The sequence below is a fragment of the Roseimaritima sediminicola genome (genome assembly GCF_009618275.1).
Classification (GTDB): domain Bacteria; phylum Planctomycetota; class Planctomycetia; order Pirellulales; family Pirellulaceae; genus Roseimaritima; species Roseimaritima sediminicola.
This window is the reverse complement of sequence record NZ_WIAD01000001.1, coordinates 85,070-98,462: the sequence shown is the minus strand read 5'-3', so window position 1 is coordinate 98,462 and position 13,393 is coordinate 85,070. Positions and strand designations below refer to the sequence as shown.

The window sequence follows — 13,393 nt, the reverse complement described above, 5'->3', positions numbered from 1 at the left end:
GAAACATTTCGCTCTTCCCCGGGGGGGGGCGACGCAACACAACTTGTCTGAAGGAATTGTCGTTATGAGACGCTGCTACCGCAAACGGAATCGCTCCGGTGCATCGAGCGGATTCACGCTGGTCGAGCTGTTGGTCGTGATCACGATCATCGCCATCTTGGCGGCCATCGCCATCCCCTCGATCGGGATGGTTATGGACAGAGCCCGCAACACGACGACGCGGATGGAGATCTTGGAGATCGAGAAGGCGGCAGAGAACTATGGCGGCGAGTACGGCGACCTGCCGCCCGATGGCAGCAGCTGGGTCGTGATGAACCGTCATTTGAACAAAGCTTTCCCGCGAATCAGCGCGGTCGACCGCACGCTGCTGTACAACATGTGCCACGAGCCAAACGTGGGGCCGAGCAACAATCCTTCGGGCAGCACCTTCTATCCGGTGGCGATCGACCGGGCCGAAAGCATTGTGCTTTTTCTGGGCGGGTTAAGCGCCGATGAGACGCGTCCTTTCACAGGACCCGGTGGACCGTTCCAGTTTGTGGGAACGGCCGGCACGGACAGTCCCGTCGATCCGGCCAGTTACCAGTACAACATCGATCGCAATAGTCCTCGTATGGAGTTTGAAACAACGCGTTTGACGATCGCCCCACTGCCCACGCCCACCTCGCCGGTCAGCAAAACGAATCGAGTACTGTCCAGTGACGACGGAGATCTGTTGCCGATTTACGTTCCCAAGGGGCGTTCGGCTCCGTACGTGTACTTCGATAGTCGCACCTACGGTTACGTCGTGGATACACCGATTTCGACGCTGCCTTACAACGGTTTCGCGCAAGGCGGCTTTGGCGCGGTGCGGCCCTACAAAACAACTCAGAATCCGCCCGGAGCCGGCAGTTATACCGCGGCGACGGTCCCCAACGCGCTGCGGTGGCAGAACCCGGATTCGTTCCAGATCATCTCCGCCGGGGCGGACGACATGTTTGGCAACCTGGCGTTCAATCCCTCGGACTCCAGCATGCCGGCCTACTTCCTGTCCGACACGGGGCAGGTCATGGCTTGCAATACCAGTGCGGCCAACGGCCAGGCGATGATCCTGCCGAACGTCAGCGGATTCCAAGAACGAACGCTTGACAGCACCTGGGAAAACAATCACCTCGACAACATCACCAACTTCAGCGAGCAATTGTTGCTGGAGGATAACCTGCCGTAGGGGAACCTACTGCGCAGGGCGTAGGCGTGACGCCCTCCCCGGGCCCGAGAGCCCGACCCTCCCGGAGGGAGGGTGACAGAAAACACGCATACTACCTCTTTTTCTTGTCTGACCATTCGGAAATCTATTTCATGCGACGCGCATTTACCCTAGTCGAGCTGCTGGTGGCGATCGGCGTGCTGGCGGTGTTGGGCGGGATGGTGACCGCGGCATTGGTCAGCGTCAACGCGGACGCCCGGCGTGCTCGGTGCCAGACCCAGCTGGTCGCCATGAACGCCATGCTGCAGTCGCGACTGGAACAGTACCTGACGTTGCGCGTCGATGCCGGTGGGGCAATCGGCATGACGCCCCCCAGTGCGTCGATGCCGCCCTGGGTCCAATTGGGCACCGATTCGGCGCGGCTGCGCCTGATCAATATGCGCGAGCAGTTGCGGATCGAGATGCCCGATCGCAAGAGCGACCTGTTGTATCCCTTGCAGACGGGAACCGGCGTGCCGAACCTGGCTCCGACGCAAGCGGCGATCTATCACTTCGATGATTCGGGACGTCGCATGCCGGCACCTAGTGCCGGTCGGATCAGCTACCAACGTCCGGCACCGACGACGTTGATGACCTATCGTCGTGCGATCGCGCGAATGACTGGGAAAACCAGCTTCGGGGCCGATTGGGCCGATGGCTGGACCGAGCAGTACGAGAGCAGCGAGTGTTTGTATCTGATTCTGGCGTCCACGGTGGTGGCCGGTCGCTCGGGCCTGGAAGTGGTCCGGAAAGATCAGATCGCCGACACCGACGGCGACGGAGTTCCCGAGATCCTGGATCCCTGGGGTACGCCCATCGTGTGGATGCGGTGGCCCGTCGGGTACTGGATGATCTACGGCAAACGCGCCCAGTGGGAGGGCATGACGCCGGCACAGCGGCTGGCTTCGATCCTGCAGACGAAACAGGAACTCGGCTACGACCAGTACGACCCGCTGCGGGCGGATTGGCGAAACGTCGACCGCGGCAACGCGGGCAGTCCCGAAGCCAATAACGATACGTTCAACGTACCGCCGGTGATTGTGTCCGCCGGACCCGATGGCGAGTTCGACCTGATGCTTCGCAGCAGCGATTCATCGGCTTTGAATTGGCAGTACGGCAGTCCGCTGGCCTACGGCACGATGACCTGGCCCCAGAATGGCTCCACCGCCGTGCCTGCGCCTTACACCTCGCCGTATTACTACCCGGATCCCTTCCCCCGCAACTACTACGGCAGCTCGGACGCTTACTACGACGTTGATTATGTCAACGACGCCGCACCCTTCGTCCAAACCAAGACCGGCGGCTGGGTTGGTGCTTACTACGACGCCGACGGGGACGCCGTGGACGATTCGGCCGATAACCTTTACAGCGTGAGGCCCCTATGATCAAGCACGCTTGTGATCGCCATGCGGCCCCGCGCCAGGGGTTTACCCTGGTCGAATTGTTGGTCGTGATCGGGATCCTGTCGCTGTTGGCGGCCGTGACGCTGCCGAACGTCCGTGACATCATCCGCGAGCAGAAATTCACCCGCACCGCGGGTATCGTCCAGTCGTATATCGACGGAGCGCGTGCCAAAGCCATCGGCGAAGGCCGGCGCTATGGCGTGGTAATCGAGCGAGCCAGTGAGGAGTCGGCGATTGGCCGCGCCCACTCGGTTCGCCTGTCCTATGCCTATGGCCCTCCGGCCTACAGCGGCGATCTGGCCGGTGCTCAGGCCTACGTCACCAATCTGGGCAATCTGGCTTTCAACCCGGCCGACGCTTCGCTGTTGCTGGCCGCTGCGGAACAGGTTCGCGACGGGATTCCCAATCCGATTGTCGGTCCAACCGATTCCATCGGAATCGGCTTAGTCCCGGCCTATTTTCAGATCACGGGGCTGGGATTCCTTCCCGGACAAACGATTGGAACCAATCCACCCAACGCAGCCCAGTGGCCGGTGATCGGTCTCGCCCCGGCATCTCGCACGGCGATCCTGGCTCAGTATCCCGAGGGTACGTCGCTGCCGTTTCGGGTGATCCGTAAACCAACGCTGTCGATGACCTCGCCGCTGGAGTTGCCCGAAGGCATGGTGATCGATCTGGTCTACTCGGGGATCGGGCTGACCGGCGACGATTTTTCGCCGCTGGCGATCGATAACCGTCGCCGGGACAGCGGCGGCAACCTGATCACCAACCGCTACGGGACACTGCCCTACAACCCGGCCACGACGGCGCCGTTTGCCGGCGGTTTCAACGATTTTCAATCGATCACGATCATGTTCGATTCCCAGGGTTCGGTCACGGAGGTTCGGTTCGGGGCGCCCACGCCGGGCGGTTCGACCGTGTTCGTGCAAAGCCAACAGGCGGCGTCGAATATTTACCTGCTGCTGGGCAAGAACGGAGGCGTCTATCCGGACGCTCCGTTTTATGTCGACGGCAAGGACAACGCGAACCTGGCCGACTTCGAATCGGCGTGGGTCACGATCAATCGTCAGTCGGGCGAGGTCGCCGTGTCGCCGCTGTCCTCCTACGGCGTCAGCCCCGGCGGCGACATTTTTGATCCGGATACCGGCTTCGTGGTGGCCCCCTCTGGGGCTCCGCTGCAAACCAAGTTGCAAGCGGCCCTCAAGTTGGCGCGGCGCGAAGCGGCGGCCTACAGCGCGGTCAACGACTAGGAAACGTGATGCAAAGTTTTATGAACAATCCATCCCCAACAATCGCGCCGGTCGGCCGGGCCGCTCGGCGACGGGCACCTGGTGCGCAGCGAACGCGTCACACTCGCGCGGCGGTGACGATCATCGAAGTGCTGTTCGCGATCGGCGTGATCCTGATCGGGCTGGTCGGCGTCGTCGCCCTGATCCCGATCGCCGGACGCGACGCCGGCGAAGCCTTGAGACTCGATGCGGCCAATCGCATCGCTTCCAGCGCCGCGGCCGAACTGAGCGGCCGAAACCTGCGCTCGCTCGATGGCTTGGTCTTCCTGGACATCGACCCCATGAACGACGACGGCATGACCCCGCCGACGATTATTGATTCGTCGACCGATCATGCCGACGCGAAGCCACAGCTGATGCAGGCGACGCCCCCGGCAAACTCGCGAATTCGCGTCGTCAAAGATCTGTTGGATCGGCCGCGATTCCTGTTCCCGCCGCCTGGCAATCCGGTGGGCCGCGAATGTGCCGGCCTGGACGCGCCGGGCTTTGCCCTTAGCTTTAATCCTTCGGCCGGTTTCCGAGAAACGCGGATGGCGTCGTTCTGCATCGACCCAGATTTCATCGCTAAGAACGCTACCACGGCGGTGCTGCCGATGAGCGGACCTCGAAACGCTTATCAAACGGCTCGTTTTCCCTACTACAGCGAATGGTACTCCGCCCTGACCCCGCCCAGTGCGGCGCTGCCTGGCGTGGGCACCCGACCGCCGCTGCCGCGGATGTATCGCGTCGGCGTCGGCAGTGCGTCCAGCTTTGTCGCCTCGATGGTGGCTGATGCCCTGACCCAGGCCGACGGCAGTTTGATGATGCATCGGCCCAAGGATCGGACGCTGCCGCCCAGCCAGGTGATGAACAATATGGACGCGGGCAGTTCGGTGCCGGGCTCTCGACGATCGGCCGGCCGTTACACCTGGCTGGCTACGGTCACGCCGCCGCTGGATGGATCGCTGCACTACAACGTCACCGTAGTGGTCATCGAATCTCGCGAAGCCTACGCCAATACCTACGACTTTGCCAGCGCCCCTGCCTCGCCCAGCGCCGAAGAGAATCCGGCCAGCGAGCGGGTGTTTTGGGTAACCAACCCGGTCCAGCTGGGGTCGACCATCGAAGTTTCGATGTACGGGCCGGAAACGGTGGACGCCGACGTCCGGCCCGGCGAATGGGTGATGCTGTCGCGGCAGGTCTATGAAACGGACGGCAGCGGCACTCCGGTGCGTCCGCATTCGACTCAACCCGCCGTGCACCGTTGGTACCGCGTACAAAGAATTCTGGGCAAGGAAGAAGGGCCGTTTAATAACCAACCGCCTTTTACCACCCTCTCCGGTGTCTGGAAGCGGCAAGTGATTTTGGAAGGACCGCCCTGGCAATTCGGTTTCGAAAACAACGGTAATAGCGCCACGCCGGAAACCCTGCTCGCCGACGACACCTACGCCACGGTGGTCGAAGGGGCGGTCAGTATCCGAGAGTTTTCGATCCAGCTGGACCCCTGACGCAGCGTTATACAGAGTTTCGGACGGGGGCCGACAAGCTGCCCAACCGTCGCAGATCTTTTCTTCTCGAGTTTACCGGCGAACGCAACGCAAGGGCGTTCGCAACACGGTCGCATGAGGTGTTCGCAATGAACTTTTCCCAACCAATTCGCCGCCGCTTGGACGTTTGCCGAAAGCATCGCCGGCGGCCGCGCGGCGTCATCCTGCTGTTGGTTCTGGGGATGTTGGCGCTGTTCAGCCTGCTGACGGCGACGTATGTGATTTTCACCAGCCAGTCGCGACTGGCGTCCTATACGATCAGCCAACGCAATACGCGCGGGGCCCAGCCCGAGGCGTTGTTGGATCAAGCGATCACCAGCGTCTTGGTCGGCAGCAACAGTTCGGAGTCGGCGGTCTGGGGCAGCTCGCTGCTGCGGGACAAGTGGGGCAGCGATTTCATCGAAGCGAACGTCCGCGATGCGAACGCGTATGGCGCGGCCGGCCAGCCCGGCTGGGTCGTCCAGGATCACTTCTATCGCATCCAGACCAGTCTGGCACCGGAAGTGGATGATACGACCAAGACCGCGGCCGAGAAGGCGGCCGCACGGCAGCGCGACGGCGTGGACGTCGACGATCTGTTGGTCGGACGTTACTTCACGCTGAAGGAAGGGCCGCTGTCGCACCTGACCTTTCGCATCGTCCGTTCGTTCCGCGATCGCACGGGCGAAACCGGACATCCCCGCGCCTTGGACCGTATCCTGGTGCTGGACGTGGGACCGTATCTGGACGAGAGAATTTCGCATGAAGGCCGCATGCAAAGCCTGCGGTGGTGGTTGGATTCCGGCTCCACGCGGGCGCGTTCGTTGTTCTACGGCAAAGGTCAAAACCAGGTTTGGGGCGGCGGCGGGACGTTTACCGCGGCCGGCGCGGCGGGCAGCGACGACGAAGGTTTGCCCTTCTTGATCACCGGCCGGGCCCGCAACGGTTACGGCTACGGTTGGCAAAACACAGGCTCCGGGTTCAACCTGGATGAAACGGTTTCGATCACCAACGGATCGGAAACGTTGACCGTTCCGGTCGCCCTGCTGCCCAACTACTCCACCTACCGCGTAGGGATGGGGTTGCCGCCCGGCGATGGCGACGAGCCGTTCGACGTGCCGGACTACCGCGACATGTTTCTGGCCCACTTTCCGCAGAACCCCAGCGGTGTGCCCAATGCGCTGGGACCCGCCGCACCGTCGTTTGTCCGGCCTGCTCTGATCAACTACATCGTCAGCTACTACGACCAATCGCTGACCAGTTTGAACCAGGATCAACTGCGCAACGTCCTCAGCATGCTGATCCGCTCGACGATGCGTCCGCTGCCGATCGCCAACGCCCCGGAGTACGGGGGCGGGCACCTGTATCGGTCCTACACCGGTGGGGGAGAGGGCCACAACGCATTTTCCAAGGCAATTAATTATCTGAATCCCAATGCCAACGACGTTCGCGACTTGGCCCTGGCGCTGGCCACCGGTCCTTGGGACGTCGATAACGATGGCGATGGCGTCAACGACAGCGTGTTTATCGATGCCGGAATGCCGCTGGTGACGATGGCCGATGGAACCTTGGTCCAGCCGATGGCTGCATTTCGGATCGAAGACTTGAGCGGACGGGTGAACCTGAACACGGCCGGCAGTCTGGCCACGATGCAGGTGCCGTCCTTGGCGTATGAAACCAATACCGCGGCCAGCGTCAACAATGTCTACGCGCGGGCCCCGGTCGGCGGGCCCCTGAACGATGCGGCGACCACGATCGGTGTGATTCAAGGGGGTGGGTTCGGTTACGGTCCGGCGGAGATCGATCCTCGGGCATTGCATGGCGGAACGATTACCGCCGCCTCGAGTGACTGGGCGAAAATCCTTCGCGAGCGCTACGGTAACGCCAGCGATGGGGTTCCCGGTACGGGCAACCACGCCGCGTCGCACGTCGACGAAATGATCGGCAGCCTGCGCCGTCCGAACCGTCCGCTGATGCACGCCTACGGCGCCGCCTACGGGATGCCCAAAGACGTTTGGGGCCGGGGCCGCATTGCGGTGGACCCCACCGGCGCGCCGCTGATCAGCGGTTTGGCCAACACCGTTTATCTGGACGGCGATGCGACGGCCGACGGCAACGAAATCGTCAACGATCCCTACGAGGGCGCCCTGCGACGCCAGGGGCGCGGCGACAACGAATTTACGCTGGCCGAGTTCGAACCGGTGATCCGGGCCTGGGACTGGGATCGCCAGCAATTGCCGCAGCGACTGGTCGAACAATTAAGCCCGATCGTCAGCAGTGGAGTGCCCACGCAGGACCTGTACCGAATGGTCACGCCGATCTCCTCGTCGGACGACGTTCTGCCGGCTCAGCCCGCCGACGAAGAAAGCGACAGCAACCTGTTCACTTCGCCGACGCATGCCGCCCAGCGACTGATTCGCGCTCTTGGCACCAACCCCACGCAACAGGAGATCCATGATCTGATTCCGCCCGAGATCCGCTTGGGCATGAAAATCGACTTGAACCGGATGCTGGGCAATGGCCGCGACGACGACGGCGATGGCGTGATCGACGATCCGGAAGAATTAACTTACGTCGAACCCAACGGCCGCGATGACGACGGCGACGGCACGGTCGATAATGAACCTCGAACTCGCGAACGTGTTTACACGGGCACCACATGGGAGGCTTCCGGACGCTTCACCTTCGAAGTCGCCTCGGTGCCGCGGCATCAGGCCGGTCAACTGCTGGACGATTCGAACGGCAGCCGCCAGCGACTGGCCAAGGACCTGTACACCCTGATGATGGCCCTGCTGTACGACGTGAACGCCTCGCAGTTGTACGATTTTCCTGATCGGCCAACCGGAATCAATCAAGAAGACTACACCGCCTGGAAGATCGCCCAGTGGGCCGTCAACGTGGTCGACTTCCGCGATCCCGACACGATCATGACCCGCTTTGTCTACGACGCCCGGCCCTTCGATGGCTGGGATCTGAGCAACGCGGCCACGACCAAAGTGGTCTTCGGGATGGAGGCTCCGGAATTGTTGCTGACCGAGTCGTTGAACTTTCACGATCGTGGCGTGATCGACGACCCGGCCGTGGGCGGTGCTTCGTACGACGCGACCCAGGAATGGGCCAACATGCCCGACGACGACATGGACCAGAAACGTCTGCCGCAAGGCACGACGGTCCTGGAGCTGTATCGACCGAGTTCGCCCAAGGAAGGACGGCTGCCCGGCGCGGCCAGCGACCAGAACCCACTAGGCGCGACACCGCCGCGCGAGACCAACGACCTGCTGGACAACTATGAACAGCTGAACCTGGCGGCCGAAGCGCCCGACGGCAATCCGGTGTTCCGCGTTGCGATCAGCGAGCCGCATCCGGGCGGCACCTACGGCGGCGGCAGCCTTTCGCCGCTGACGCGGCTGGCCGATCCGGACGCCCTGGCGACGGCCACGTTCCATACCGCCCAGGGCGGCGGCACGTTGCCGGCCACCCAGCGGATCCACATGGACGCCTTTAACAGCAGCGATAACCTGAGCGTCGATCGGGTGATCTGGATGACCAGTCGCGATCCGGCGACCATCGCCGCGGACCTGCCCGCGGACTCCAACACGCGGAACGTCTACTACAACCGCTTCCCCGCCGGTGACTATGCCAACAATGCGCCCTATCTGAAGGGTGGCCAGTATGCCGTGATCGGGCCGCGGGACGTGAGCTTTGTGGGCGCCCGGACGGCGCCCACGACGACTAATCCATACACCTATCACAGCCCCCAGCGACTGGAACTGACGGCAACCGAGTTCCGCTTCTATGATTACGATACCGGAGCCAATGCGGGGGATCCCACCGACGACCCCACGGTCAATCCCCGCTACGTGGCCGACACGCCCGACCGCGATGGCGCGATGGGCCCCGAACGCATCCGTCCGGTCGTCGGGATCCGAGCCGCGGCCAACCCGCCGGCCGGCTGGACCAATCCCAACCTGCCGGAGATCGGGATTAATATCTCCGAACCCACGCCGGCGGCGAACTACTATCCGGTCCCCGATACCACGACGGCGGGTCCGACCTTGGACGCCTATACGACGCCGCTGGACACGCCGTTTGATAAGCAGGGCACTCGCCCGCTGACCCAGCGACCCGAAGGCCAACGGACCGGCACGACGATGAACTTCCGCACGGCATTTCTGCAGCGGCTGGCCGATCCGACCATGCCCTACAATGCCGACACCAACCCCTACCTGACGATCGACTGGATGCCGATGGACCTGACGGTCTACAACGGCGAACATCCCGAGGATATCCAACAGGATTCGCTGGGCGTTTGGCGGCACATCGACGCCGACGACCCCAACCCCTTTGACGACACCGACGTCAGTGGTGCCAACGGCACTGGCGACATGGGCGACGAGATCCGCTTCGGGTCCCGCTACAAGAGCGGCTTGGCCGTGAACAGCGGTGGGTTCGGCGCCACGCCCGGCAACTTGATCTACTCGGTCGATACCGTCGAGCCGGTCGCCAGTACGCCCAATCCGGGGGCCGGGGTGAATTTTCATCACACGATTCACGTCGACGCCGACATCAACAACGGCGGCGTGTTCACCAACCACTCGACGACGCTGGGTTACTTGAACCATTCCTTCGGGACGCGCTGGGAAGCCGCCGCGGCGGGGCAAGCCAGCATGGTGGATTGGTTGGGTTCGCCTAACGACGGGGCGTTTCCGTGGTTGCCCTGGTTCAATCGACCGTACTCCTCACCCTACGAAGTCATGTTGGTCCCGGCCTCGGCACCCGGACGGCTGGGCGTGGAATACATCCTGCCCGGTAACAACCCCAGTGGTGACGTGGCCGACCCGTTCGACGGTACCGACGCCGTGGCGTTGAAGGGACACTACGGCGTGCTGTTTAACTTCCTGGCCTACGACGAGGATACCGACGGCAGCGGCGGCGACACGCGTACCTCACCGAACTTCTATCGCTTCCTGCAGTGGTTACGAACGCCTCAGCCCTATGACAATCTGGAGCGGATGATGCGTCCGGCAGTGATCTCGACCACGGCCAGTTGGCCACCGTCGACGTCGCAGGCAGTCGCTGCCTATGTCAATCAATATGCTTCGGAGCTGTTCCATCCGCCGTTCAACTGGATCGGACCTCAGGAGCGTCACGGCAAGATTAATCTCAACACGATCGTCAGCCCCGAGGTGTACCGCTCGTTAATGTTGCCGCGGACGCGGGATTCGGCAGACTGGACCAATGGTCCGTTTGTCACAGAGTTTGTTGATTCGCGCCGCGGGTTCACGCCGGACGCGACCGTTCGAGATACCGCCGGGGCATCGAACCCCAACTACCTGGAAAACCTCAACCCCGACTTCCCCACGCCGTTTGCGGGAGCATTCCAGCCGGCTGAAACGGGGCACATCGCTCCGCCGCTGCACACCAATGGTGCTTCGGCCAGTGACCCTAACCGGCTGCGGATGACCGAAAAACAGGTGACGCTGAACCGCGAGGGCACGACCACCGGCCAACGGGTGTTTGAACATCCGGCCTCCAGCGTGGTCCCGGCCAACGATCCCGATCGACATGCCTTCTTCCGGCACAACGAAGTGACGCGGCTGGCGAATTTGACCAGCGACAACAGCAACACGTTCGTGGTCTGGGTGACGGTGGGACTGTTCGAGGTTGATTCGGCCAACCTGAACCTGTTGGACGAATACGGCGCCGACCAAGGGACCAACAAACGGTACCGCGCGTTCTACATCATCGACCGATCGGTGCCGGTGGCCTACCAGCCGGGCCGGGCGCACAACGTCAAGAATACGGTTCTGTTTTCGAGGATTTTAAATTGATGTTTGATCGATCTCGACACGCCTTTACGATCGTGGAGATGCTGATCGCGATGGCGGTCACCTTGCTGATGATGGTCGCCCTGGGACGGATGTTCCAGTCGGTCGGACGCGGCATGCAGGACAGCCGCGCGAACGTGGAAATGAGCGCGCGGCTGCGTGCGATCACGTTCCGCCTGAAGGACGAACTGTCTCGCTGCACCGCCACGATGACGCCGCCGCAGAGCGCCGGCGAAGGGGCCGGTTACCTGGTCTACTACGACGGGCCGCTGTGCGACGCCACCACGATGCTGGCCGAAGGCGCCAGTGCGCTCACCGAAGACCAACTGGTCGATTACCGGGCGACCAGCCGCTTTGGCGACTACGACGACTACCTGGCGTTCACCGCCGTGGCCGAGGGCGACGCGTACTTCACGGGCGTCGTGCCGGAATACCTGCTCGGGACCGGTTCCACCTCGACCCGGTTGGTGACGACGACATCAAAATACGCCGAGATCATCTACTGGATGCAGCCCGTACGCGATGCCTCGGGGATCATCGACCGCGATGGCGATCTCGTTCCCGACCGCATGAATCTGCATCGCCGCGTGCTGTTAATCCGGCCCGATCTGAACAATGCCTCTGGTTATTTGCCCCCCGGCGGAACGATTCCCGGCAGCAGTCCCTCGGGTGTCAACGTGCCCATGGTGATGCGGCAGTACGACCCCTCGACGATCCCTTCGACCGGCAGCCCCCAGTATTTCTACAACCAGTCCTGGCCGGCCAACTACCGCCAGATCGTCGAAGTATTTCAGGACTGCGATCTGTCGGTGCGGCGCCAATTGACTTCGTCCGGTTTGCCCGACGGACCCTACGTGGTGGCCAATTCGCTGGAGGATTTGACCAAGCCGCACAACCGCTTTGCGCACATTCGCATCCCCGGAAACGTGGGATTGATGAGCGGCGTCGGGACGCCGACGACGCTGACCAGCATGCCGCTGTTGGACCTCGAAGGACCCTCGGCCTATGCGTTGGCCTATCAAGCCAACGGGCCGCTCGGACGCCGCGTGGAGCAGACCAGTGGGTTCCTTTCGCCCGACTACACCCTGCGAGGCAATCGCGCGGGCGAGGACATCATCCTGCCCAACGTCACGGCGTTTGACATCCGCGCCTTTGACCCCGAAGCCCCGGTATTGGTGCACGTCGGGGCAGACGGTGCGCCGGGAGCCAGCGGCTCCAGTGCCGTCGATTACGGAATGTTGGGCAGCGATGACGTGGTGGTCACGCCCACCGATCCCGGTTTCTATACCGCCATCCGCGGCTCCTCCGCGGCGACCAGCGGAGCGTTCAATTCGTCTTCACCGTGGTCGTTTGTCGTGGCCAGCAACGGCGCCTTCGTCGACTTGGACTATGTGTACAAGGCCTGCGGGACGGTACAAGCTCCGGGCGGTGTGGGCGGCAATCTGGGTACGAACCTGGCCAACTATTGCAACACGCCTTTCAGCGGACTGGACTGGTTTGGAACGAGCAGCACATTTCGGTTTCCCACGGCGCTTGCCAAGTCCGGGTGTTACATGCCTGGGAAAGTGTATCCGGCCAATTCACCCACTTACCCGAACACCGATCCGTTTTTCTACCAGCCGGTCTTCGATACCTATGCCGACGACTACGAGTTCGACGGTTACAACCAGGAAGCGCCGGCGGCTGCCGGCGGCACGGTCTGGTACGCTCGGCCGGCGACGGTTAATGCCACGCAGCTGGCCAACATCGACGAGGGTAACGACGGGCTGGACAGTGACAACGCCAACGGCGTGGACGATGTCGGGGAACGGGAAACGAGTCCGCCGGTGGCGGCACGGTTGCACGCCCTGCAGGTGCAGATTCGGATCGAGGATCAGGCCACGCGGCAAGCCCGGCAGATGCAGGTCACGCAGGAGTTCGCGCCGTAGGAGCTGAGCTCGCCGTAGCTGAACTCGCCAGAGTTTGGACGTCACCGCCAATCCACCCAACGCGCCGGCGCGAACTTGTCGCCTGTCCGAGGCCGGCCGATCCTCGAGGCGGAACGGCCACCGGCAAGGAGCTTTCGCTGCTTCGCAGCCGCCCAGGGCGACCCTGTGCCTTGCCTTGGGCATTTCGGGCCCTGATAATATCGTCTCGATGGCGGTTC

General features: G+C 62.7%; 6 protein-coding genes. All 6 read left to right on the top strand.

Annotated elements, in window-relative coordinates:
* The first annotated feature begins 64 nt into the window (after positions 1-64).
* Positions 65-1,204 carry a type II secretion system protein gene (locus GE027_RS00330; protein ID WP_162006509.1) on the top strand — a complete coding sequence of 380 codons (1,140 nt, stop codon included), beginning with the start codon at positions 65-67 and terminating at the stop codon, positions 1,202-1,204.
* Positions 1,205-1,335: 131 nt separating this feature from the next.
* Positions 1,336-2,607, top strand: a complete 1,272-nt coding sequence (locus tag GE027_RS00325; RefSeq protein WP_153555173.1) for a type II secretion system protein — start codon at positions 1,336-1,338, stop codon at positions 2,605-2,607.
* Positions 2,604-3,875 (top strand): pilus assembly FimT family protein, encoded by a 1,272-nt coding sequence (locus tag GE027_RS00320; protein WP_153555172.1) that lies wholly within the window; start codon positions 2,604-2,606, stop codon positions 3,873-3,875. Before GE027_RS00325 ends, GE027_RS00320 begins: the two co-directional genes overlap by 4 nt.
* A gap of 20 nt (positions 3,876-3,895) precedes the next feature.
* Positions 3,896-5,401 (top strand): type IV pilus modification PilV family protein, encoded by a 1,506-nt coding sequence (locus tag GE027_RS00315; protein WP_153555171.1) that lies wholly within the window; start codon positions 3,896-3,898, stop codon positions 5,399-5,401.
* A gap of 128 nt (positions 5,402-5,529) precedes the next feature.
* Positions 5,530-11,250 (top strand): hypothetical protein, encoded by a 5,721-nt coding sequence (locus GE027_RS00310; protein WP_153555170.1) that lies wholly within the window; start codon positions 5,530-5,532, stop codon positions 11,248-11,250.
* Positions 11,250-13,175, top strand: coding sequence for a PulJ/GspJ family protein (locus GE027_RS00305; protein WP_153555169.1), 1,926 nt, complete (start codon positions 11,250-11,252; stop codon positions 13,173-13,175). The genes GE027_RS00310 and GE027_RS00305 overlap by 1 nt, the downstream gene beginning before the upstream one ends.
* The last annotated feature ends 218 nt before the right edge of the window (positions 13,176-13,393 follow it).

What these genes read in the sequence shown, in the direction of transcription:
- GE027_RS00330 (WP_162006509.1), top strand. Translation starts at nt 65, where the DNA reads ATGAGACGCTGCTACCGCAAACGGAATCGCTCCGGTGCATCGAGCGGA.
- GE027_RS00325 (WP_153555173.1), top strand. Translation starts at nt 1,336, where the DNA reads ATGCGACGCGCATTTACCCTAGTCGAGCTGCTGGTGGCGATCGGCGTG.
- GE027_RS00320 (WP_153555172.1), top strand. Translation starts at nt 2,604, where the DNA reads ATGATCAAGCACGCTTGTGATCGCCATGCGGCCCCGCGCCAGGGGTTT.
- GE027_RS00315 (WP_153555171.1), top strand. Translation starts at nt 3,896, where the DNA reads ATGAACAATCCATCCCCAACAATCGCGCCGGTCGGCCGGGCCGCTCGG.
- GE027_RS00310 (WP_153555170.1), top strand. Translation starts at nt 5,530, where the DNA reads ATGAACTTTTCCCAACCAATTCGCCGCCGCTTGGACGTTTGCCGAAAG.
- GE027_RS00305 (WP_153555169.1), top strand. Translation starts at nt 11,250, where the DNA reads ATGTTTGATCGATCTCGACACGCCTTTACGATCGTGGAGATGCTGATC.